Source organism: Oceanicaulis sp. UBA6590 (assembly GCF_002433705.1).
GTDB lineage: Bacteria > Pseudomonadota > Alphaproteobacteria > Caulobacterales > Maricaulaceae > Oceanicaulis.
Genome location: NZ_DJIQ01000064.1, coordinates 43,519 through 66,640 on the forward strand (window position 1 = coordinate 43,519; position 23,122 = coordinate 66,640).

Annotated in this window: 21 protein-coding genes; 17 read left to right on the plus strand and 4 right to left on the minus strand. The window is 65.4% G+C overall.

Going from position 1 to position 23,122, the window contains the following annotated elements; genetic code table 11:
- Positions 1–33: 33 nt before the first annotated feature.
- Positions 34–726 carry a histidine utilization transcriptional repressor HutC gene (hutC, locus tag B2Z70_RS13490; RefSeq protein WP_292983910.1) on the minus strand — a complete coding sequence of 231 codons (693 nt, stop codon included), beginning with the start codon at positions 724–726 and terminating at the stop codon, positions 34–36.
- A 96-nt stretch (positions 727–822) separates the two neighbouring features.
- Between hutC and hutI the strand changes: the two genes are divergently transcribed.
- The 5 genes from hutI (at position 823) to B2Z70_RS13515 (ending at position 7,589) form a co-directional block, all read left to right on the plus strand.
- Positions 823–2,016: an imidazolonepropionase gene (hutI, locus tag B2Z70_RS13495; protein ID WP_292983911.1), complete on the plus strand. Its 1,194-nt coding sequence runs from the start codon at positions 823–825 to the stop codon at positions 2,014–2,016.
- Positions 2,010–3,539 carry a histidine ammonia-lyase gene (hutH, locus tag B2Z70_RS13500; RefSeq protein WP_292983912.1) on the plus strand — a complete coding sequence of 510 codons (1,530 nt, stop codon included), beginning with the start codon at positions 2,010–2,012 and terminating at the stop codon, positions 3,537–3,539. Before hutI ends, hutH begins: the two co-directional genes overlap by 7 nt.
- On the plus strand, positions 3,539–5,206 hold the full coding sequence (gene hutU, locus B2Z70_RS13505) for a urocanate hydratase (protein WP_292983913.1): 1,668 nt from the start codon (positions 3,539–3,541) through the stop codon (positions 5,204–5,206). The genes hutH and hutU overlap by 1 nt, the downstream gene beginning before the upstream one ends.
- 8 nt (positions 5,207–5,214) lie before the next feature.
- Positions 5,215–6,144 (plus strand): formimidoylglutamase, encoded by a 930-nt coding sequence (gene hutG / locus B2Z70_RS13510; RefSeq protein WP_292983914.1) that lies wholly within the window; start codon positions 5,215–5,217, stop codon positions 6,142–6,144.
- Positions 6,145–6,230: 86 nt separating this feature from the next.
- A complete protein-coding gene (locus B2Z70_RS13515; protein ID WP_292983915.1) occupies positions 6,231–7,589 on the plus strand; it encodes a dicarboxylate/amino acid:cation symporter in 1,359 nt (452 codons plus the stop codon).
- Here the strand turns inward: B2Z70_RS13515 and B2Z70_RS13520 are convergent.
- Both B2Z70_RS13520 and B2Z70_RS13525 read right to left on the minus strand, forming a co-directional pair.
- Positions 7,578–8,042 carry a GNAT family N-acetyltransferase gene (locus B2Z70_RS13520; RefSeq protein ID WP_292983916.1) on the minus strand — a complete coding sequence of 155 codons (465 nt, stop codon included), beginning with the start codon at positions 8,040–8,042 and terminating at the stop codon, positions 7,578–7,580. The genes B2Z70_RS13515 and B2Z70_RS13520 overlap by 12 nt on opposite strands.
- Positions 8,039–8,632, minus strand: coding sequence for a TetR/AcrR family transcriptional regulator (locus B2Z70_RS13525; protein WP_292983917.1), 594 nt, complete (start codon positions 8,630–8,632; stop codon positions 8,039–8,041). Before B2Z70_RS13525 ends, B2Z70_RS13520 begins: the two co-directional genes overlap by 4 nt.
- Before the next feature lie 120 nt (positions 8,633–8,752).
- Here B2Z70_RS13525 and B2Z70_RS13530 point away from each other — a divergent pair, with 120 nt between their 5' ends.
- The 7 genes from B2Z70_RS13530 (at position 8,753) to B2Z70_RS13560 (ending at position 15,544) form a co-directional block, all read left to right on the plus strand.
- Positions 8,753–9,625 (plus strand): NAD(P)H-binding protein, encoded by an 873-nt coding sequence (locus B2Z70_RS13530; protein ID WP_292983918.1) that lies wholly within the window; start codon positions 8,753–8,755, stop codon positions 9,623–9,625.
- Positions 9,626–9,666: 41 nt separating this feature from the next.
- Positions 9,667–10,095, plus strand: a complete 429-nt coding sequence (locus B2Z70_RS13535; RefSeq protein WP_292983919.1) for an anthrone oxygenase family protein — start codon at positions 9,667–9,669, stop codon at positions 10,093–10,095.
- Between the two features lie 205 nt (positions 10,096–10,300).
- Positions 10,301–11,188, plus strand: coding sequence for a LysR family transcriptional regulator (locus B2Z70_RS13540; protein WP_292983920.1), 888 nt, complete (start codon positions 10,301–10,303; stop codon positions 11,186–11,188).
- A gap of 103 nt (positions 11,189–11,291) precedes the next feature.
- Positions 11,292–11,900 carry a flavodoxin family protein gene (locus B2Z70_RS13545; protein ID WP_009802611.1) on the plus strand — a complete coding sequence of 203 codons (609 nt, stop codon included), beginning with the start codon at positions 11,292–11,294 and terminating at the stop codon, positions 11,898–11,900.
- Positions 11,897–12,904 (plus strand): cyclase family protein, encoded by a 1,008-nt coding sequence (locus tag B2Z70_RS13550; protein WP_292983921.1) that lies wholly within the window; start codon positions 11,897–11,899, stop codon positions 12,902–12,904. The genes B2Z70_RS13545 and B2Z70_RS13550 overlap by 4 nt, the downstream gene beginning before the upstream one ends.
- Positions 12,905–13,000: 96 nt before the next feature.
- Positions 13,001–14,443 (plus strand): amidohydrolase family protein, encoded by a 1,443-nt coding sequence (locus B2Z70_RS13555; RefSeq protein ID WP_292983922.1) that lies wholly within the window; start codon positions 13,001–13,003, stop codon positions 14,441–14,443.
- A gap of 69 nt (positions 14,444–14,512) precedes the next feature.
- Positions 14,513–15,544 carry a GlxA family transcriptional regulator gene (locus tag B2Z70_RS13560; protein ID WP_292983923.1) on the plus strand — a complete coding sequence of 344 codons (1,032 nt, stop codon included), beginning with the start codon at positions 14,513–14,515 and terminating at the stop codon, positions 15,542–15,544.
- Between the two features lie 7 nt (positions 15,545–15,551).
- Here B2Z70_RS13560 and B2Z70_RS13565 read toward each other — a convergent pair whose 3' ends face one another.
- On the minus strand, positions 15,552–15,872 hold the full coding sequence (locus tag B2Z70_RS13565) for a winged helix-turn-helix transcriptional regulator (protein WP_206740504.1): 321 nt from the start codon (positions 15,870–15,872) through the stop codon (positions 15,552–15,554).
- A gap of 377 nt (positions 15,873–16,249) precedes the next feature.
- Here B2Z70_RS13565 and B2Z70_RS13570 point away from each other — a divergent pair, with 377 nt between their 5' ends.
- From B2Z70_RS13570 to B2Z70_RS13590, 5 genes are all read left to right on the plus strand, one after another.
- Positions 16,250–18,139, plus strand: coding sequence for an autotransporter domain-containing protein (locus tag B2Z70_RS13570; protein ID WP_292983926.1), 1,890 nt, complete (start codon positions 16,250–16,252; stop codon positions 18,137–18,139).
- A gap of 42 nt (positions 18,140–18,181) precedes the next feature.
- Positions 18,182–18,562 (plus strand): YMGG-like glycine zipper-containing protein, encoded by a 381-nt coding sequence (locus B2Z70_RS13575; protein ID WP_292983928.1) that lies wholly within the window; start codon positions 18,182–18,184, stop codon positions 18,560–18,562.
- 138 nt (positions 18,563–18,700) lie between these two features.
- Positions 18,701–19,363 (plus strand): ribulose-phosphate 3-epimerase, encoded by a 663-nt coding sequence (rpe, locus tag B2Z70_RS13580; protein ID WP_009802619.1) that lies wholly within the window; start codon positions 18,701–18,703, stop codon positions 19,361–19,363.
- Positions 19,364–19,370: 7 nt separating this feature from the next.
- On the plus strand, positions 19,371–21,119 hold the full coding sequence (locus B2Z70_RS13585; protein ID WP_292983931.1) for a heparinase II/III family protein: 1,749 nt from the start codon (positions 19,371–19,373) through the stop codon (positions 21,117–21,119).
- A 55-nt stretch (positions 21,120–21,174) separates the two neighbouring features.
- A complete protein-coding gene (locus B2Z70_RS13590) occupies positions 21,175–23,121 on the plus strand; it encodes a polysaccharide biosynthesis protein (protein WP_009802621.1) in 1,947 nt (648 codons plus the stop codon).
- Position 23,122: the final 1 nt, after the last annotated feature.

A 23,122-nucleotide genomic window follows, 5' to 3' on the forward strand; every position in this document is an offset into this window, starting at 1 on the left:
CCCCATTGGCGCGGCCTTCATGATTTTCGGGCCCTAGAGAAGATCGCCGGACTCGGTGATGATTTCGAATTCGTCCGCCCGGTTTGAAAGCCGCACGGCGGTCAGGGGCGCATCCCGGAATCGGGTCTGCCGTTCGATGACGAACACCGGCGCGCCCGCTTCAAGCCCGAGATGGTCCTGATCGATCTGATGGGCCCGCTCCGCCCGCAGGGCCGTGCGGATGAAGGAATAGGGCGCGCGCTGGACCAGCCATTCATTGGGGCTGATGGTTTCGAAGGTCTCGTCCGCCGCCTCGGGCACGGCGTCGAGATTGATCAGCCGGTCCTCAAGCTGGAACGGCTTGCCGTCGCTCAGATGCAGGCAGCGCACATGGCGCAGCGGCGCGCCCTCAAAGAGCGCCGGATCGAGCGGAGAGGCGGCCGCCTCATCCACGCAGATCAGCTGATAGCCATAGCGTCCGCCACGCGCTTCGATCTCATGGCGCACAATGGGAATGGTCAGGGTGGAGCGATGACCGCGACGGTCCACGACCCGCGTCCCTGCGCGGCGCTTGCGCTCGATCAGGCCCGCCTCTGACAGGCTGGCCAGCGCACGCCGGATCGTGCCGCGCGCGACGCCGAACTCGTCCGCCAGATCCTCTTCGCGCGGCAGGGTGAAGCCTGCCGGCCAGCTCTGGTCATTGATACGGCGCAACATCTCTGTGCGGATGGATTCATAAGGATGCATGCCGCCCTTTTATGACGGCTGAGTGATTCAGCAAAGCCCGTCTTGATCCGCAATTTCAATATGTATAGACATATTGAACGTGTGACGGAGCGATCCATGAAACTGTTGACCGATCTAGTGCTTGCCGGGTCTGACGCCCCGACGCCCTATGGCCGTATCGAGCGCGGCGCGCTGGTGCTGGAGGGGGATCAGATCGTCTATGCCGGGACGCAGGCCGATCTGCCGGAGCAATACGTCTCCCTCAAGGCCACCTCGCTGGAGGGACGCCTCGTTACACCCGGTCTCATCGATTGCCATACTCATCTTGTCCATGGCGGCAGCCGGGCGCGCGAGTTCGAGATGCGCCAGTCCGGAGCCAGCTATGCCGATATCGCCAAGGCGGGCGGCGGCATCGTCTCCACCGTCGCGGCGACCCGTGAGGCCAGCGAGGACGCGTTGATCGAGCAGGCGCTGGTGCGGCTCGACCGTCTGATCGCGGACGGCGTCACCACGGTGGAAATCAAGTCCGGCTATGGCCTTGATCGCGACACCGAGCTCAAGCAATTGCGGGTCGCGCGGCGTCTGGGCGAGCTGCGCAAGGTCCGCGTTGTGACGAGCTTTCTGGGCGCTCACGCCATTCCCAAAGGCATGGACGCGGACGCCTATATCGACACGGTCTGCATCCCCGCCCTGACAGAGGCGCACGCCGCAGGACTCGTCGACATGGTGGACGGCTTCTGTGAAAGCATCGCCTTCTCCCCCGCACAGATCGCGCGGGTCTTTGACGTGGCCGCCGAGCTGGGCCTGCCGGTGAAACTGCATGCCGAACAGCTCTCCGATCAGGGCGGCGCCGCGCTGGCGGCGCGCTATGGCGCAAAGTCTGTCGAGCATCTCGAATACATTTCCGACGCCGATATCGACGCGCTGGCGAAGGCGGGCAGCGTGGCGGTCATGCTGCCGGGCGCATTCTACTTCCTGAAGGAAACCCGCAAGCCGCCCATCGAAGGGTTCCGCCGCGCCGGCGTGCCGATGGCAGTGTCGACCGATTCTAATCCCGGCTCCTCGCCCATGACCTCGCTTTTGCTGGCGATGAATATGGGCGCGACTCTCTTCGGCCTGACCCCGGAAGAAACCCTCAAGGGCGTGACCGTGAACGCCGCGAAAGCGCTGGCGCGCGATGATCTGGGCCGTCTGGCGCCCGGTTGCCGCGCCGATCTCGCGGTCTGGGATGTCGCCGATCCGGCTGAACTCACCTATCGCATGGGCGACGCCCCGCTCCATGCCCGTTATCTGGGAGGCGAAGCGTGCTGACGCCCGGTTCTGTCACACTCACCGAACTTGAACATACCTGGCGCGAGGGCGGCGATATCCGCCTTGACCCCGCTGCGCGTGACGGCGTGCGCCGCTCGGCTGAACAGGTCAAAGCCGCAGCCCGCGGGTCCGAGGCCGTCTATGGCGTCAATACCGGCTTCGGCAAGCTCGCCTCGATCCGCATTGCGCCCGATGACACCGCCGCGCTTCAGCGCAATCTGATCCTGTCTCATTGCTGCGGCGTGGGCGAGGAGACGCCCGAAGCCATTGTCCGCCTGATGATCAGCCTCAAGCTGATCTCCCTGGGCCGCGGCGCATCGGGCGTGCGTGATGAGCTGATTGATCTGCTGGAAGCCATGCTGGCCAAAGGCGTCATGCCCGTCGTGCCCGCGCAAGGCTCGGTCGGCGCGTCGGGTGATCTCGCCCCGCTCGCCCATATGGCCGCGGTGATGATCGGCGAGGGGCAGGCGCGCTATCAAGGTCAGGTGCTGTCCGGCGCCGAAGCGCTTGCGAAAGCCGGGCTGAGCCCGGTGGTGCTGGGCCCCAAGGAAGGGCTGGCGCTGATCAACGGCACCCAGTTCTCCACCGCCTATGCGCTGGCGGGCCTGTTTGAGGCGCAACACGCCGCCCGCACCGCGCTTGTGACGTGCTCTTTGAGCGTGGATGCGGCGATGGCCTCGACCGCGCCGCTGCTGGAAGAGATCCACACGCTGCGCGGCCAGCCCGGCCAGATCACAGCGGCGCGGGTGATGCGGGGCCTCCTGGAAGACAGCGAGATCCGGCAATCGCACCGCACCGATGATCCGCGCGTTCAGGATCCCTATTGCATGCGCTGCCAGCCCCAGGTGGTCGGCGCGGCGATGGACATGCTGGACAACGCCGCCCGCATGCTCGAACGCGAAGCCAACGCCGCGACCGACAATCCGCTGGTGCTCGCCGATGAGGGCGTGATTGTCTCGGGCGGGAATTTCCACGCCGAGCCGGTGGCCTTCGCCGCCGACATGATCGCGCTGGCGGTGTCGGAAATCGGCGCCATCGCCCAGCGGCGCATCGCGTTGCTTGTGGACCCCACCCTCAGCTTTGACCTGCCGCCCTTCCTCGCCGCCGATCCGGGCCTCAATTCGGGCCTCATGATCGCGGAAGTGACGAGTGCGGCGCTGATGAGCGAGAACAAGCATCTCGCCAATCCGTGCTCGACGGATTCAACGCCCACTTCGGCCAATCAGGAAGACCATGTCAGCATGGCCGCCCATGGTGCGCGCCGCCTGATGCGGATGACGGCGAACCTGTTCCACATTCTCGGGATCGAGCTGTTCTGCGCCGCCGAGGGCGTGCGCTTCCGCGCGCCGCTCAAGACCTCCGCGCCGCTGCGCGCCGTGATCGAGGTCTTCAGCGCCGAGATCAAACCGCTTTTGCAAGACCGCTATCTCGCCCCTGATCTCGAAGCCGCAGCGCATCTGGTGCGCGGTCCGCAGATCCTGGCCGCCGCCGGGGTGAGCGCCTCAGATTTGGAGACCCTGTGATGACTGATCGTCGCCAGAACGCCCGTGAAGTCCGCCCGCCGGTGGGGACCGAGCTTAACGCCAAATCCTGGCTCACCGAAGCTCCGCTCCGTATGCTGATGAACAATTTGCATCCGGATGTGGCCGAGAACCCCGATGAGCTGGTGGTCTATGGCGGCATTGGCCGCGCCGCGCGCGACTGGAACAGCTTTGACAGGATCGTGGAGAGCCTCAAGGCGCTTGAAGGTGACGAGACTCTGCTGGTCCAGTCCGGCAAGCCGGTGGGGGTGTTCCGCACCCATGAGAACGCGCCGCGCGTTCTGATCGCCAACTCCAATCTGGTGCCGCACTGGGCCAATTGGGACCATTTCAACGAACTCGATAAGAAGGGTCTGGCCATGTACGGCCAGATGACCGCGGGCTCGTGGATCTATATCGGCACCCAGGGCATTGTTCAGGGTACGTACGAAACCTTCGTCGAGGCCGGTCGCCAGCATTATGACGGCGATCTCAAGGGCCGCTGGATTCTGACGGCGGGCCTCGGGGGCATGGGCGGCGCCCAGCCGCTAGCCGCTGTGATGGCGGGCGCGTGTTGTCTGGCCATCGAGTGCGACGAGACCCGCATCGATTTCCGCCTGCGCACCGGTTATGTGAACGAGAAGGCGACCTCGGTGGACGAGGCGCTCGCGATGATCGAGCGCTGGACCAAGGCCGGTGAGGCCAAATCCGTGGGTCTTCTCGGCAACGCCGCCGAGATCGTGCCCGAGCTGCACAAGCGCGGCGTCCGCCCGGACATGCTGACCGACCAGACCAGCGCCCATGACCCGATCAATGGCTATCTGCCGGCGGGCTGGAGCGTGGCCGAATGGCGCGATGCGCGTGAACGCGATCCCAAAAAGGTCGAGGCGGCGGCCCGCGCCAGCATGAAAACCCATGTGGAAGCCATGCTGGCGTTCCATGCCGATGGGGTTCCGACGCTCGATTACGGCAACAATATCCGTCAGATGGCGCTGGAAGAGGGCGTGAAGAACGCCTTTGATTTCCCCGGCTTCGTCCCGGCCTATATTCGCCCGCTCTTCTGCCGCGGCGTCGGCCCGTTCCGTTGGGCGGCGCTGTCGGGTGATCCCGAAGACATCTACAAGACCGACGCCAAGGTGAAGGAGTTGATCCCCGATGATCCCCATCTTCACCAATGGCTTGATATGGCGCGTGAGCGCATCAGCTTTCAGGGCCTGCCGGCGCGCATTTGCTGGGTGGGTCTGGGCCAGCGCCATCGTCTGGGGCTGGCGTTCAACGAGATGGTGCGCACCGGCGAGCTGAAAGCGCCGGTGGTGATCGGACGGGATCATCTGGATTCCGGTTCCGTCGCCTCGCCGAACCGCGAAACCGAAGCCATGAAGGACGGCTCGGACGCCGTGTCGGACTGGCCGCTGCTCAATGCGCTTCTCAACACCGCCAGCGGCGCCACCTGGGTCAGCCTGCACCATGGCGGCGGGGTCGGCATGGGCTTCTCCCAGCATTCGGGCATGGTGATCTGTTGCGACGGTTCAGACGCCGCCGACAAACGCCTCGCCAATGTGCTGTGGAATGATCCCGCCACCGGGGTGATGCGGCATGCCGACGCCGGGTACGAGATCGCCCTCGACTGCGCGCGGGAGAACGGGCTCAATCTGCCCGGCATTCTCTAGGAGCAAAGATGAGCGTCACACGCACTCAAGCCCCGGACTGGACCGGCCGCATGGACCCTGAAGACGGGCCCGATGCGATCCGTCTGAATCAGCTTGTAAAGCCCGGCGCCAAGCGCGCCGTCATCGGCTTTGCCTGCGATGCCGGGGTGAAGCGCAATAAGGGCCGGATCGGCGCCAAGGAGGGCCCCGCCGCCCTGCGTCAGGCTTTGGCGAACCTCTCCGCGCCCGCGAACGCTCTGGCGTTCTCCGATCTCGGGGATGTGGCCGTGGATGGCGACGCGCTGGAAGCGGGGCAGGAGACGCTGGCGAACGCCATCGCTGACGCCCTGCCACAGCTTGAGCGGCTGGTGGTGCTGGGCGGCGGGCATGAAACCGCCTTCGCCAGCTTCAGGGGTCTTCGCAAGGCGCATCCCAAGGCGCGCATCGGCATTCTCAATCTCGACGCCCATCTTGATCTGCGCCTGCCGGGCGAGGCGGGCGGCTCCTCCGGCACGCCCTTCGGCCAGATCCGCGACCTGGACCCGGAGGGATTTGACTATCTGTGTGTGGGCTATGCCGAGGAATCCAACACCCAGGCGCTCCTCAAGCGGGCGCAGGACTGGGGCGTGGGGCTGGTGCGCGATCACGAGCTGATCGCCGATCCGCTGGCGGCGCATCCGGCGATCACCGACCTTATCGCCCGCAATGATGTGTTCTACCTCACCATCGACATTGACGTGCTGAGCCATTTTCAGGCGCCGGGCGTCAGCGCGCCCGCCGCCCGCGGCATTCCCTTCTCCACGATCGAGCAGATCGTCAGCTTCGCCATCAAGACGGCTGCGAGCCTCAAGACGCCGTTGGCGCTGGCCGATCTCGTCGAGCTGTCGCCCGCCCATGACCGCGATGGCGTGACCGCAAAGAGCGCCGCCCTGTTGGCGCGTCGCCTGTTGATGAGCTGATCGGACGCAGGCGGTTTGACGGCGTGAGACCTTGTCAGCTCCGGGCTGGCGCGGCTCTATGGCGTCAAAGGTCTTGAGAGCTGCCCATGAATGTCCGGCGCAATCTACGGGTCCGCGATATCAGCGGGCTAATCGAATCCCGTTTGTGGGCGCAAATCCTGGTGGCGATGGTGGTCGGCGTCGGGCTGGGGCTGCTGCTGTCGCCGCAAACGGAAGGCCCGTTCTCGCTCAGCCCGGAGAGCGCCGAACTCTGGGCGGAATGGCTGCGCCTGCCCGGTCAACTCTTTCTCAATGTCATCCAGATGGTGGTGATCCCGCTGGTGGTCACCTCGATCATTCTCGGGCTCACCTCGGCGGGCGATCCGGCCTTCCTGCGCAAGGTGGGCCTCAGGATCGCGCCCTATTTCGTCGGCACCACGACCCTGGCGGTGCTGCTGGGGGCGCTGGTCGCCACCACGATCAAGCCCGGGCGGTTCATCGATGGCGCCGGTTTCACCTCCGAAGCAGTGAGCGCGGCGGGTGAGGTGATGGAGGCCCCGGCCGCCCTGGCGTCGGTCCCCGACCAGATCGCCAATCTGGTGCCCGCCAATATCGACAACGCCATGCTGACGGGGAACATGCTGCAGATCGTGGTCTATGCCCTCTTCATCGGGGTGGCGATGTCGATCATCGGGCCGGACCGCTCCGAGCCTCTCAGCCGCCTTCTTCAGACCGTGCAGGAAGTGGCGATGAAGATTGTCGGCTGGGCCATGCGGCTGGCGCCCTTCGCGGTGCTGGGGCTGATTTCCGACTTTGTCATTCGAGCAGGCCTTGATGCATTGGTGGGCTTGTCCGCCTACATCCTGTCGGTGCTTCTGGGGCTGATCGCGCTTCTGGGCGCCTATCTACTGATCGTGCTGGTTCTGGGACGGCGCAATCCCTTCGCCTTCGCCGGTCAGGTGGTGGAGGCGCAATTGCTCGCTTTCTCCACATCGAGCTCGGCTGCGACCATGCCCTTGTCCCTGCGGGTGGCCGAGGACCGGTTGAAAGTCGCCCCGCCCATCGCCCGTTTCGTCATTCCGTTGGGCGCGACGGTGAACATGGACGGCACGGCGCTCTATCAGGTGGTCGCCGCGCTCTTCATCGCCCAGCTCTTCGGGGTGGAGGTGAACACGGCCCAGTTTGCTCTGCTGGTGGTGACGGTGGTGGGGGCCAGTATTGGCAGCCCGTCCACACCGGGCGTCGGCATCATCATCCTCGCCACCATCCTGCAAGGGATGGGCATTCCGGCGGCGGGGGTGGCGATCCTCCTGGGCGTGGACCGGATTCTAGACATGTGCCGGACGGCGGTGAACGTCACCGGCGACCTGACCGCCTGCGTGGTGATGGATCGCTGGCTGGAGGATGTGAAGGACGACCCGCTCGCCGCTGTGCCCGAGAGCGCCCCGCCGGCCTCAGAGAGCTAGCTTGAAGCCTTCATGGCTCGCGATGAAGCCAAGGCTCTCATAAAAGCGGAGGGCGTCAGAGCGGCTCTTGTCCGAGGTGAGCTGGACAAGCTGACACTTGCGCTGCCGGCACTGGTTGATCGCCCATTCGAGCATCTCTCGGCCCAGCTTTGCGCCGCGCAAACGGCTGGCGATGCGCACGCTTTCAATCTGGCCGCGCCACATGCCTCGCCGCGACAGGCCGGGGATGAAGCTGATCTGCAGGCAGCCCGCCACGCCGTCTTCATCCTCCACCACCGCCAGCAACTGGTTCGGGTCCGTCTCGATCGCGCGAAAGGCCTGCGCATAGGCCGGGTCGGTTGGCGTTGCGACGCGCTCGCGCGTCTGCCCCAGGGCGTCATCGGCCAGCAGTGCGATGATGGCGTCAAGATCACGAGCCTCGGCGCGACGGAAGCGGGGCGATACACGGCTCATGCGTCGATGATCTCGGCGCACAGATAGGCCCGGCTGAGCGCCTTCATGTCCTTGATATAGCGCGTCTGATCCCAACCGCAGTCCTGCACCAGGCTTTCCCAGTTGCGCACGGACAGGAGCGTCCACAACATGTCCGTTGCAGGTTTTTCGCCAAGCCCGGCCCTCAACCGCCCTGCCATGGCCAGCGCCTTCACCGCGGCTTCACAGCCCTGGCGCATGGCGTTCATCCGGTCGTCCCAGGCCAGGCGCGCGGCGTCATCGGTCGGCGCCATCGCCATGAGCGCCTGCCCCACCGGGTAGATCACGGGGATATAGCCGCCCCAGGCGTCGATATAGGCGTCCAGTCGCTCCAGCCCTGTGGCGGATCGGCTGGCGACAAGCCGCTCCTCCACATGTTCAACCTCATCAATATGCCGGGTCAGGGCGATCAGCAGCTCCGCCCGCGTCTTGAAATGCAGGTAGACGGCCTGCCGGCTGACCCCGGCCGCCTTGGCCACATCGCTCATGCGGGTGACGGCGCCGGCGTCGCTTTCCAGAAGGGCGCGGCAGGCGTTGAGAATTCGGGTGCGGGTGATCGAGGCGTCCGCCATTCGAGGCTCCTTCAGGGGAAACCGGGTCAGGTTCGAATACGCTTGACATCGTGTCAAGTTGCTGTCACTTGTCATCATGTAAACTTTACATAGCGTCAAGTGACGCGTCAGGAGCTTGAGATGAGTATCTTCACATCCGTTCGCCGCGCGTTCACGCGCACCTCTCCCATTCTGGTCACCGGCGCGACCGGCAAGACCGGCAGCCGCGTTGCAGCCCGGCTCGCCGAGCGCGGTCATGAAGTCCGTCTTGGTTCACGACGCGCCGAGATCCCGTTCGACTGGAACGCGCCGCAAGGCTGGGCGGCAGCGCTCAAGGATGTGAAGGCGGTCTATATCGCCTACGCGCCGGACCTTGCCGTGCCGGGCGCGGTCGAGCTGATCAACCGTTTTGTCGAGGCGGCGAAAACCGCAGGCGTGGAACACCTTGTGCTGTTGTCAGGTCGGGGCGAGGAAGAGGCCCAGGCGTGCGAACAGATCGTTCTGAAAAGCGGTCTGAACGCGACGGTGGTGCGCGCCGGCTGGTTCAACCAGAATTTCTCCGAAGGCGGGTTTGCAGACATGGTCCGGGCCGGGCGGATCACTCTGCCGGGTGCAGACGTGCTCGAACCCTTTGTGGATGTGGACGATATCGCTGATGTCGCGGTCGCTGCGCTGACCGGGGATGGTCATGCCGGCGAGATCTACGAGGTGACCGGCCCGCGCCTTCTGGGCTTTGCGGATATGGCGCAGATCCTGTCGGAAGCGTCAGGGCGCGAGATCGCCTACATCCCGCTGAGGCATGAGGATTTCATAGAGGGTCTCAAGGCCCAGGGCGCGCCGGGCGAAGTGGTCTGGCTGATGGATTACCTCTTCAGCACCGTCTTTGACGGCCGCAACGCCCATGTCTGTGACGGTGTGGAGCGGGCGCTCGGACGCAAGCCGACCGATTTCGAGACCTTCGCGCGCAAGGCTGCAGCGGCGGGCGCCTTCAGGGTCACCGAGGCGGCCGAGTGATGGGGATGGCCCTTTATGCAAGCATGGTTCTGGGCCTCGTCATGATGACGGGGCTCGGGGCCGGGGTGTTCCTGGCGTTCTCCGACTTCATCATGCGCGGGCTGCAACGCGCCGAGGCCGGAGCCGGGGCGATGATCGCGATCAATCAGGTCATCTTTCGTTCGATCTTTCTCACCGGCTTCATGCTCACGACACCGGTGGCGGCAGGGCTCGCGATCTGGGCGCCGGACGGGGTGAGCGATGAGGTGCGAGCCCTGATCGGCGCAGGTGCTGTGATCTATGGCGTCCTCGTGTTTGGGCTGACCGCGGTGCGTAATGTGCCCCTCAACAAACAGCTCGAAGCCTCAGGCGGCGAAGCGTCGGTCTGGGGTCGGTATCTCCGCGTATGGACGGTGTGGAACCATGTTCGTAGCGTCGGGGCGATTATGGCCTTTGGCCTGTTCGTGCTGGCGTTTGCACGCCTGATCTGACGTCCGGAGGGCGCGATGAGACCCTGTCTGGCCCCTGCTTTTCTGAGTCTGTCCCTGCTGGCGGCGCCGCAGCCGGACCGGGCCGTTGAGCGATTGTCCTGCCCGGCCCTGACGCCGGAACCGGATCTGACGGCAGAGCGCCCGCTTTCCCCCTTCGCCGACTTGGCCCAGACTGACGCCATACGGGCGGACCGGGGTTGGCGTCATGGATCGACTGAGCACGCTTGAGATTTTCAGGAAGGTCGTGGACCGCAATGGTTTCAGCGCGGCGGCGCGGGATCTGGGTCTGTCGAATGCGTCGGTCAGCAAGGCGATCAAGGAGCTGGAGGCCCAGCTGGGCGCGCAGCTGATCGTGCGCACCACCCGCTCGCTGCATCTGACCGATGTGGGACAGGCCTATTATCAGCGGGTGGGGGGTGTTCTGGATGCGCTTGATGACGCGGACGAGCTGGTGCGGTCGGAGACCGCCACTCCCCGCGGGCGATTGAGATTGGCGGCGCCCCTGTCCCTTGGGCTGGTGGCGCTTCAGGAAGCGCTCCTGTCCTTTTGCAAGACCTATCCCGACATCCTGCTCGACCTTCATATGAGCGATGCGGTGGTCGATGTGGTAGGCGAAGGGTTCGACGCCGCGATCCGCGGCGGCAATCTGCCCGATTCAAGTCTGAAAGCCCGCAAGCTCATGTCGCTGGACCGTGTGGTCGTGGCGTCGCCAGACTATCTCGCGCGGTCTGTCGAGCTGAAACGACCTGAGGATCTCTCTCGTCACGATGCGTTGATCTATTCCGGCGCCGAGCATAGCGAGACCTGTATTCTCAAGCGGGACGGCGAGGCGGTTCAGGTTCAGCTTCGCCCACGCTTGCGGGTGAACAGCTCCATCGCGGTCAAGAGCGCGGCCGTGGAAGGGCTGGGCATCGCCGTCACCCCTCATGTCTATGTGCGTCAGGCTCTGGAAGAGGGCGCGCTGGTGCAATTGCTGCCGGATTGGTCGATTGAAGGGCGCGCGCTGTATGTCGTCTATCCGGAACAGCGCGAAGTGTCGCGAAAGCTGCGTGTCCTGCTGGACCATCTGGCCGAGACCTTCCGCGAACGTTAGCAGTCTTATTTTTCAAATCGTGAAATATATATTCAAAAATTTGCCAATTATTTTCAATTTGTGAACGGCCTAGCTGTGTCCCGTCAAACAACGGGAGATCCTCATGCAGGCTCATATCGCAATCGCCTATCATTCCGGATATGGCCATACCCGGGCGCTGGCGGACGCTGTCGCCCAAGGCGTGGCGCGTGTACCGGGCGCCACGGCCGCGCTCATCGATGTCGTCAGCCTGTCCGACCCGGACTGGAAGGCGCTGGGCCAGGCCGACGCCATCATCTTCGGCTCGCCCACCTATATGGGCGCGGTCTCGGGACCGTTTAAGCATTTCATGGACCTGACTTCGGCGACCTGGCTGGCGCGCGGATGGTCCAACAAGCTCGCCGCCGGCTTCACGGTCTCAAGCTCCCAGGCGGGCGACAAGTTCGCCACGCTGAGCCAGCTCTCCACCTTCGCCGCCCAGCACGGCATGATCTGGGTCAGTCTCGATCAGCTGCCGGGCAATAACAGCTCCACCGCCAGCGTGGACGATCTCAATCGGATCGGCGCCTCCATCGGTGTGATGGCGCAGGCCAATAATGATCAGGGCCCGGATGTGGCGCCGCCAGGGTCGGACCGGGAAACCGCAGCCCGGCTGGGCGTTCGTGTGGCGGAGCTGACGCTTCGTTTCCTGCGGGGCGCGGATGCGGCCCGGATGATGGAGGCGTCGGCATGAAACCGCATCTGTGGGCCAGTCTGGCGGCCTTCGCCCTTATCGCCTTTCCCGCCCAGGCGCAGACGGAAGATGTGCCGGCCAAGGTCGGCGTCAGCCCCTGGGGCGCTGAGGACGAAATCGGCCGGCTCAACCTCATGACGGACGAGAGTCAGGCCGCGATCCTGAGCCGGATTTCCGGCGGCGCGCCCCATGACCTGTCGGTGGAGTATTTCATCGGCATGCCCAGCTGGCAGGCGGCGGGCGACCCCCATTACCGCATCTGGATGACCCATACGCCCCATGGGACCGAAGTTGATGACCCTCTCGGCGTCGGTCACGCGATGAACGCCCATGTGGGTTACACCGGGGCGGCGGTGGCGATGTACACCCACACCGGCACCCATATCGATGCGCTGGTCCATTTCGGTCTGAACGGTGAGGTCTGGAACGGGTTCTCCGCTGAGGACCATCTGGGCGATCGCGGCTGGCGCGTGGGCGGGGCGGAGGCTCTGCCGCCCATTGTGGCGCGCGGGGTCATGCTGGACCTGGCCCGCTACAAGGGCTTGAGCATGCTGGAGGACGGCTATCGGATTACGGCGGATGACTTGCGGGGCGCGGCGGAACAGCAGGGCGTCACGCTGCAAACCGGTGATGTGGTGCTGATCCGGACCGGCCGGATGCAGGTTTATGAGGACGCCGGGCGGTACATGCGCAACCCGCCCGGCCTGGGGCTGGAAGCGGCGCGCTTCCTGATTGAGGAGGCGGGCGCAATGGTCGTGGGCGCGGACAATCTCAGCTTTGAGGCCTTCCCGTCCGAAGATCCGCATAATTATGTGCCCGTTCATACCTATCTGCTGGCCCAGCAGGGCGTACCCATTCTCGAGCTGGTCAATCTTGAAGGCTTGGCGCAAGCCGGCGTGCATGAGTTCGCCTTTGTGGGCGGCGGGTTGAAGCTGCGGGGCGCGGACGCTGCGCCCTTGCGGCCCCTGGCCTTTCCCCTGACCGCTGGGGCGCCGCGCCCCTGACGCTGAAAATGGCGTGAAACGCCCAGCCCCGGTCCGGATTTGCGCTTCCCTTGCGATGTGCGCGATTCCAGACTGGGGCCAGTTATGGGGGGCGGCATGCGGATCTTGACGATCGGATTGACGGTTCTGGCGCTTTTGGCGGCTGGGATCTGGGCGGCATTCTTCCGATGGCCGGGCGCGCTGGTCAGTGCGTCGGTTGAGCCGGCGGTGCTGATTTCGGATGTGCGTCTGGTGTCCATGAGTCCAGGCGCTGCAGAGGTCGAACTCCACAAGGACGTCCTCGTGCTCGACGGCGTCATCGTCGCCATCGCCGATCACGGCGGGCTGGATGGGGATCCGCGCGTCGCAAGCGCGCTGCGGGTCGACGCCAGCGGTCAGACGCTGCTTCCGGGGCTGATCGACGCCCATGTGCATGTCTGGGATGTGCCCGAACTCGCCGCCTATCTCGCACATGGGGTGACGACCGTGCGCAATGTGTCGGGTCTCGAGGTGCATCTGCGCTGGGCAGAAAGGATCGAGCACGGGGCGCTGCTGGGCCCGACCTTGCTCACGACCGGTCCGATTCTGAACTCTCCCGGTCCCAACGCCCAGCAGAACCATGTGCTGGTGATGACGCAGGACGAGGCGCGCGCCGCGGTGCGCCGCCAGCATGAGCAGGGTTTCGAGCATCTCAAGGTCTATTCCAACCTGACGGAAGACGCGTATCGCGGCGTGCTTGAGGAGGCGCGGGCGCTGGGCATGACCGTGTCTGGCCACACGCCCGAAGGGGTCCGCGAGCCAGGCATTCCGCTCGAGCGCGATTTCCTGATCCCCTTCTTGAGCGTGCTCGATGACGGCTTCCTGACGATCGAGCACACCGAATCCATTGTCTGGCATGGTTTGCGCGACCGCTTGAACGCCGAACGGATGGAGGTGCTGGCGCAAGAAATGGCGATGGCGGGCGCGGTGGTGACGCCGACCCTGATCGCCCATGACAATCTGGTGCGGGTCGCGGAGAGCGATGGCGCGTATCTGGAGCGCGACGGCGTTGCGTCGATGAACCCGCTTTATGTGAAGGTGGATGCGGGGGTTTATGACTTCTGGTCCCGTCAGGATCCAGCGTTCCGGGAAGAGGTGAGGCGTCAGTTCTATCAGCGCGCCACCGGGATGATGCACGAGGCGGGCGTCACCCTGATTGCGGGCACGGATGCGGGCATTTTCACCAACCTTCCCGGTCGCGCAATGACGCGGGAGCTTGAATTGCTCGTCCTGTCCGGGCTCACCCCCTATGAGGCGCTGCAGGCTGCGACAGTGACGCCGGCCGGTGTGTTCGGGCTGGACGATCGCGGCGTCATCGCGCCGGGCATGCGCGGCGACCTCCTCCTCGTCTCCGGCGATCCGCTCAGTGATGTGTCCAGTGTGGAATATCCCGCCGCGGTCATGGCGAATGGCGTCTGGCTGGATCAGGATGCGCTCAACCGGCTTGAGGCTGCGAGCTATCAGGGCTCGCTGCCACGCAGCGTGCTGAACGCCCTGCCGGTCCTTCTGGGGACCCAATAAGGCGCGATTGGCGGGATTTGCGTTTTTTCCGGCCTTACGGTTTTGGGAAAAGCGCGCAATATCCGCCACATGAACACGACAGCCGCACGCCCCGCCGCCGACGCGCCGCTCATCCATGTGGTGATGGTGGCTTACCCTGACGCCCATGTGCTCGACATCACCGGGCCGATGGAGGTGCTGTCAGGCGTGAAGCTGTTCAAGGATGGCGGGGTGGGTGGCTATGAGCTGACCCTGGTCGCTGCTGACGCAACGCCCATCCGCACCACCTCGGGCCTGTCGCTTATGCCGGACATGACCTTTGATCAGGCGCGCGAGAGCGGTCTGCCGGTGGATGTGCTGATGATTGCGGGCGGGCACGGGACCCAGGCCGCGCTCAAGGATCAGCGCCTGCTGGAGTTCGTGCGCTGGGCGGATGGCGAGGCCGAGCGGGTGATCTCGATCTGCACCGGCTCTTTCATCCTGGCCGAGCTGGGGCTTCTGAACGGTCGGCGCGCCTCCACCCATTGGTGGTGGTGCCCGGTGATGGCCAAACGCTATCCGCAGATCGCGCTCGATGCAGACGCCATCTATGTGCGCGACGGCAAGTACTGGACCTCTGCGGGCGTGACCTCGGGCATGGATCTGGCGCTGGCGCTGGTGGAGGCGGACTGGGGGCATGACATGGCGCTCAAGGTCGCCCGCTATAATGTCATGTACATGATGCGGCCGGGCGGACAGGCCCAGTTCAGCGCCCAGCTGGTGGCTCAGCAAGTGGATGACGGGCCGATCAACCGTACGCTCCAGCACATACTCGCGAACCTCACCGACGAGCTGAGCGTGACCCAGCTGGCCAATTTCGCCTGCATGTCCGAGCGCAGCTTTGCCCGCAAGTTCAAGAGCGAGACCGGCCAGACGCCCGCCACCTATGTGGAGCAGGCGCGGCTGCAGGATGCCCGGGTCAGGTTGGAGCAGTCCGATGACACGATTGACCTGATTGCGCTCAAATCAGGATTTGGCGCGGCCGAACGCATGCGTCGGGCCTTTCACAAGCATCTCGGGGTGACGGTGCGCGAATATCGCGAGCGCTTCCGCCCCGTCCGCGTCCGATCCGCAGAGGCCTGAGATGCGTTCACACGTCATGCCCGTGCGCGACGCGGGTTTCCGCCCACATGTTCGACCAGTCGCGCAGGGCGTACAGCACCGGACCCAGCTCCTCGAGCAGGGCGGTCGGCTTGTAGCCTTCATCGGTGCTTTCCAGCAGCAGCGTCTCTTTGAGAAGCGCCAGACGCTGGTTGAGGACGGTTGGCGAAATCTCGTCGCACTGGGCCCGCAGCTCGCGAAAGGTCAGCGGGCCGTTGCGCAACTCCCAGATGATGCGCAGCACCCATTTCTGACCCAGGACTTCAAACAGGGCCATTACCGGGCGCGAGGATTCGGTCAGTTTCGCCACAATCTCTCCTCGAAATGGTCACTTGCGCTACGGAAAGCGTAGCAGTACTTCTTGCTACATAATACGTAGCGATTGCCGCCCTGATTGAAAGGGCGGCGCCTACGAAAGGGGGCATCGTCCCCGCTGGTTGGTCAACCCTTCCGCCTGGACACGGGAAACCCGGTCGGCGGAGACTGCAGGAGACGCCAGGATGGCGCACACAGCAGTTCGGGCGCTATTCGCGCCCGTCGCCAAGATGACGACAGCGCCGCCCGGCGTTGCGCATGCCGTGTCCGGACCGCCGATGATCGGCCCGGACACCTGACTGACGCTGCGCGGTAAGCGCGGCCCAAGATTCGGGTCCTGACAGGCGGACCCTTCCTCAGGAGAGAGACATTATGAAACGCAGTATGACTGCGCGCACGGCTCTGTGCGCGTTGCGGGGCGGGTGCGCCCTTATGGCCGGGGGCTTCGCCGCGCTGGCGCTGGGCGGGGCGAGTTACGCCAAACCCGGAGACGGGAACTGGTATTTCTTTGGCGACAGCTCGACCGGGCAGGGCAATCACGCCGCCCTTCTGGAGCAGCGCGGCGAGACCCAATTCCCCTATTCGTCCAATAATGGCTTCCGTCGCCTGTCCAATGGTCTGGTCTGGTCAGAAATGATGGGCCGGGATGTGGACATTGTCCTCGACCCCGACCGCGACAGCAACAATGTGAACTTCGCTTTCTCCGGCGCTCATATCACCGCAAGCGGCGATCTGGCCGAGTTTGGCCTCTATACGGGCGTGCAGATCCAGACCGCGATCTTTGCGGAGATGGTCGAGGCGGGCGAGGCCAGCGTTGGCGCAGACGATGTCGCCTTCATCATGGCGGGCGCCAACGATCTGATGGATCGCGCCGCGGCGGGCGAGGATTTCGATGCGATCATCGCCGATATCGCCGAAGCGGGCTCGGACAACATCACCACCCTGGGCGCGCTGGGCGTGAAGACCGTGCTGATGGCGGAAGTGCGCCCGATCAAGTTCGCCCCGCTGGTGCGCGATGACGCCGAGGCTCAGGCCGCCTTCGCCGAAGCCGTGGATGCGGCGAATATCGCCCTGTTTGATGCGGCGGTCGCAGCCGCGGATGCGGCGGGCGTCAATCTGGTGACGGTGCGGGACGAGGCGTTCCTCACCTATATCCGGGATAACGCCGCAGCACTGGGCTTCGATCAAGTGGATCGCGAGTGTTATCTTGAAGACGCCGACACGGTCTGCGCGCCTGATATGGCGGGGCAGAACCGCTATCTGTTCCTCGATGATCTGCACTTCACCGAAGCCGGTCAGCTTCTGACCGCGCAATGGTGGCAGGCGACCTTGGCGGGCGCGAATGGCGAGGCCGCGCGGCCTGCGTTGATGCTGCCCTCGCTGGTCGCCGCCGGGCTGGAGATGAGCGAGCAATCGGTCTGGACGGGTGCGCGTCAGGGGCCGGGCGTGTTCGGTGATCTCGCCTATCAGGACGTGAAGTTCGACTTTGACGGCCTTACGGCGGACGTTCGTCTGAAAGCTTTGAGCTTTGGCGGCGCCTATCGTCTGACCGACGTGTTCAGCGCCGGCGCGGCCCTGCGCCATGACGACGCCGAGATCCGCTTTGGCAACGGGGATCGTCAGGACTACGCCGCCACCACTCTGACGGGCTTCCTGCGCTATGCCGAAGACGGTTATGGCCTGACGGCGGCGGTCAGCCATAGCTGGCTCGATTTCGAGGATGGCGTGCGCCAGACCGGTGTGCGCGGTCTGTCCGCGCGCACCGGCTTTGACGGCGAGGCCTGGCAGGCGAGCCTTTTGAGTGATTCGGCCTATGAGTGGGGAGTGTTCGACCTGCAGGTCAGCAATTCCTTGCAATATGACGCGATCCGTATCGATGGCGCGACCGAGACCGGCGCGACCGGTCTGGCGCTGCGCTATGGCGCGCAATCGCTCAATGCCTGGCGCTTTGACACCCATCTGGATGTGCGCATGGACGGCTGGCGCGTGGCGGAGAACGTCACCGTGGCCCCTGTGGGCGCTGTGGGCTGGACCTGGCGCAGCAATGCCGATCACAGCCTCGTCTCACAGCTGATCGACAACACGGCTGACCCGGTGACGCTGTTCGGCGAGGGGCTGGCGGAGAACAGTTTCGAGACCCGTCTGGGCCTTGAGGCGCAGATCGCCGAACGCTTCACCGCCGGGCTCAGCTATGGCCGCGGCTGGGGTGATGACCGCCATTCTGATGACCGGATCGCGCTGACCGTGCGCGCCCGCTTTTGATCCTCAAATCCAAAAGAGCAACAACAAGAAAGGATACTCCCCATGAAACCGATTATTCTGATGACCGTGATCGCCTCCGGCCTGATGATCACCGCCTGCGCTGGCGGCGGCGCCGATTACGCCCCGATCGTGGATGGTCCGCATTCCGTGGCCTATGAGGCGGATCTTCAGGCGTGCCAGGCGCTGGCGCGCGAGCGGGCCTATCTGAACTCCGAAACCCGCACCGACATGGCGGTGGGCGCTGGCATCGGCGCACTGGCCGGTCTGGCCGATGACGATGTGACCGACACCGAAGGCGCGATTGCCGGCGCCGTGGTGGGGGCGGCGGCGGGCGCTCTGGGCGGTTCGCTCGAAACCCGCGACGAGCGGCGCCAGATGGTGGTGGAGTGCCTGCGCATGCGCGGGCATCGCGCGGTGGGCTGATCCATCAGCGGCCTCGGGAAGGCGTCTCTCTGCGGCGCTTTTCCGAGGCTTCTGAATCCGGCGAACAAACTGACGTGAAAGGCGTGAAAGCCGCCGCCGCATCTTGCCCAAAATGCGGGCCGCTGATACGCAATCAGCATGGCTCGTTCGACGATTATTTCACCCTCGATTCTGTCTGCTGATTTCGCCCGGCTGGGAGACGAGGTCAAAGCCATCGACGCCGCGGGCGCCGACTGGATCCATATCGACGTCATGGACGGGCATTTCGTGCCCAATCTGACCATTGGCCCGGCGGTCGTGAAGGCCTTGCGGCCCTGGTCGGACCAGCCTTTTGACGTGCACCTGATGATTTCGCCGGTGGACGCCTATGTCGCCGACTTCGCCGAGGCGGGCGCGGACATGATCACCGCCCATCCCGAGGCGGGCCCGCACTTTCACCGCACCGTGCAGACCATCAAGAGCCATGGCGTGAAGGCCGGCGCGGCGCTCAATCCGGGCTCCTCGCTGGACATGATCGACTATGTGCTCGACGAGCTCGATCTCGTCCTGATCATGAGCGTCAATCCCGGCTTTGGCGGGCAGAGCTTCCTGACCTCCCAGCTGCGCAAGATCGAAACCCTGCGCAAGACCATCGAGCGTCGGGGGCTGGACACGATGATCGAGGTGGATGGCGGGGTGAACCCGCAAACCGCCCAGCACTGCATCAATGCGGGCGCAGATGCGCTTGTCGCAGGCTCCGCCGTCTTCAAGGGCGGTCCCGGCGCCTATGCCGGGAACATTGCCGCATTGCGTGGCGTTTGAGGCCTTGATGAAACGCCCGCCCAGGACCCGTGAGATCGCCGCCGCCCTGGCGCTGCGCGGTCGTCGGGAAATGTCAGATCTGCTCAATGCGGCCCCGCCCTATCGCATGCTGACCCAGAGCCAGCGTGCGCCCGAAGCGCTGGCCGTGCGGCCCAAAGCGCTGATCAAGGGCGACAAGGCGCGCGGCGCCGCCCTGCTGGGCGGTCGGTTCGCGCTGGCGGGCGAAATGCTGGAAGTGTCCGAGGAGGAGTCGGTCTGGGACCGGACAGCGCCGTCCAAACGCTTTGCCGAAAGCCTGCACCGGTTTGACTGGCTGGCGGACCTTCTGGCGGTGGAGGACCCCGAGGCGCCGACCATGGCGCGCGCCCTGGTCGATGACTGGCTGGCGCGTTTTGGCAAATGGAACTGGTTCAGCTGGGAGCCGCATGTGCTCGAAGGCCGGTTGTGGGCCTGGATGCTGGCAAGCGAAACCGTCTTCGCCTCCGAGGACCCCGAAACGCCGAAGCGGCTGAAATCCGCGGTGCGCCAGGGTCTGCGTCTGGCGCGCTGCCTGTCGCTCATGCCCCAGGACAAGACGCGGCTCTTCGCTGCTATCACCCTGCGTCTGGCCGCGCTGACCCTGGACTTGCCCGCCAAGCTGCAGACCCAGGCCCAGAGCGCGCTTGATCGCGAGCTGACCAGCCAGATCCTGCCTGATGGCGGCCACGCCAGCCGCAATCCGCGCGTCGCGGCGGATGTCCTGATTGCGCTCGTCATTCTCGACCGCGCCGCCGATGCGCGCGGACTCAGCCTGTCCTCCGAGGTCAGTCGTGCGATGGATCGCACGGCGGCCTTCATCCGCTTCTGTCGCATGCCGGGCGGCGGGCTGACCGTCTTTCATGGCGGGGATGAAGGGGATTCCCGCGCCATCGAGACCGCGCTCAAGCATGTGGGCGGTGGTCAGGGGCGTGGCTTCAATGTCGCGCCGCACAGCGGGTTCAACCGTGTGGAAGCGGGCGGCGCCGTGCTGATCATGGATTCCGCAGGCCCGCCATCGGGTCCGCATTCGGCGGATGTTCACGCCAGCGCGCTGGCCTTTGAATTCGCCGCTCCCGGCGGGCGTCTGGTGGTCAATTGCGGCTGGTCCGCGGATCAGCCGCGCACCTGGCGCGAGGCGGTTCGGGCGACGGCCGCCCATTCAGCGCTTACTCTGGAGGAAACCTCTTCAACGCGGCTTGTCGCCCAGGGGTGGGCCCGGGCCCTGCTGGGGCCGCGGGTCGCTGCCGGACCCGAGCCGGTGAAGGCGCGACGCAATGAGGAAGATCTCGGCGTCTGGCTGGAAGCCAGCCATGAAGGCTATCGCCGCGAGTTCGGCCTCTCCCTGCGCCGCCGGCTCTTTCTGGCGTCTGATGGCGGAGATCTGCGCGGGGAGGACAGCCTGTATCGCCCCGTCGAGGACGGCGCGCCGGACAATCCCGAACTGCGCTATCGCTTCTCCATCCGCTTCCACCTGCATCCCAGCGTTCGTGCTTCTCTTTCAAGGGATTCCTTGAGCGCACTTCTGGTTGCGGGTAATGGTGATGGCTGGCGCTTCCGGACCGATGGGGGACCAGTGCGCCTCGAGCGTTCCGTCTATCTGGCGGCAGGGGGCAAGCCCGAACGGTCGACACAGCTGGTGGTGTCGGGCGAAGCGGAGCCCTATGGTGGGGGCGAACGTCCGCCAAACCGGGTCCGATGGGCGTTTCAGCGCTTGGGCCGCGTGGGGGCGGCGGGGTAAACATGGCAGGCGGGTCCAGGATCGATTGCGCTGTCGCAGGGGGGAAGGCGGCGATATGAGCGAGAACGCCAAGGAGCAAGCGCAGACGACGCCGCCTCGCGGGGTGGCGCTGACGACCAGTCTCGTCTTGCTGTACGATACGCTGGCGGCGGCCATGGCGATGTTCGCCAGCCTGATGATCCGCTATCACTTTTCCGAATACAGCGTACCGCCCGGACCGCTTGAGTATCTCGCGCCGGCAGTGTTCGCGCCGATCAGCGCCGCCGTCTTCCTGGTGCTCGGCGTTCATCGCGGCCTGTGGCGTCACATGTCCATGCCGGACCTGCTGCCCATCGTGCAGGCGGTGCTGCTGTCGCATCTGATCTTCCTGCCGGTCTTCTTCGCCATGAACCGGCTGGAGGATTTCCCGCGCTCGACCTTCGCCCTGTCCGCTCCGCTTCTGGTCTTCCTTCTCGTGGCGCCGCGCGTGGCGGCGGCCGCCTGGCGCTCCGGCGATCTCAGATCGCTGGTCCAGCGCGGCGATGAAAGCGCGCCCATGGCCATCCTGGTCGGCGCGCGCGAGCATCTGGCCGATGTGCTCAAGGCGCATTTGCGCCGCGCCTCCGGCCCCAGCTTCCGCTTCCGCGCGCTGGTGGAGACCGAGGGCACGGCGGGCGGTCGCGCGCTCTACGGCATTCCCATCGAGGGCGGACCCGACAAGCTGACCCGCGCCGTGCTGCGGGTGAAGCGACAGGCGGGCGACGGCCCGGTGCGCATCGTCCTGGCCGATCCCAATCCGGATGCGGCGCTGGTGAATGAAGTGGCGCGCGTGGCGGGCCGCACCGGCGTGCAGCTGAGCCGGGCGCGCGGCGGCAATGGCGTGCGCGCCTTCACCTCGGTCGAGGCGTCTGACCTTCTGGCCCGCCCGCCCCGCGCCCTGGCGCGCGACGGCGCGCGCCGCCTGATCGCCGGCAAGCGGGTGCTGGTCACCGGCGCGGGCGGCACGATCGGGTCCGAGCTGGTGCGCCAGGCGGCGGCGCTCAAGCCTGAACGCCTGATCCTGCTCGATAGCGCCGAACCCAATCTCTACGAGATCGACATGGTGCTGCAGTCCATGCCGGACGCGCCCAGCTGGCGCTCGGTGCTGGGCGACATCAAGGACCGCAAGGGTCTGGATGTGCTGATGGCCGAAGAGCAGCCCGAAGTCGTCCTCCACGCCGCAGCGCTCAAGCATGTGCCGCTGATGGAGGAGAATGTCTCCGAAACCGTGCGCACCAATCTGATGGGCACGCGCAATGTGGTCGAGGCCGCAGCCGCGGCCGGCGTGGACGCCGTGGTGTCCATCTCCACTGACAAGGCGGTCGATCCCAGCTCGATCATGGGGGGCAGCAAGCGCGCAGTGGAGCTCTATCTCGCCGCAACGGCCAGCAAGGTCGAGCCCATGAAGCTGGCCTCCGTGCGGTTCGGCAATGTGCTGGGCTCCGCCGGTTCGGTGGTGCCGCTGTTCGAGCGCCAGATCGCCCAGGGCGGCCCGGTGACAGTCACTCATGAAGAGACCACGCGCTATTTCATGACTGTGGAGGAAGCCGCCGGCCTGGTGCTGGAAGCGGGCGCCCAGGCGGGCGCTGTGGGCCTTGAGGGCGGGGATATCTTCCTTCTGGACATGGGCGAACCGGTCTTGATCTCGCGCCTGGCGCGGCAGCTGATCCGCCTGCGCGGGCTGGAGCCCGAGCGCGATGTGCCGATCATCTATACCGGCATGCGTCCGGGCGAGAAGCTGCATGAAGCGTTGACCCATGCCTTTGAACGGGTCTCGCCGGCCGGTCCGGCCGGGGTGTTGCGAATCCAGACGCCGGATCTGGATCTGGCCCGGGTGGAGTCCGCGCTGGAGCAGTTGATCGCCGCGGCGCAGCGCCGCGATGACGATCAGGTGCGCAATCGGTTAAAACTGGTCATCGAAGCCGGCTGGCCAGAAGGCGTGACGGCGATCAGTCAGACGCTTCCCGCCGCGCGTGACGCGTGAT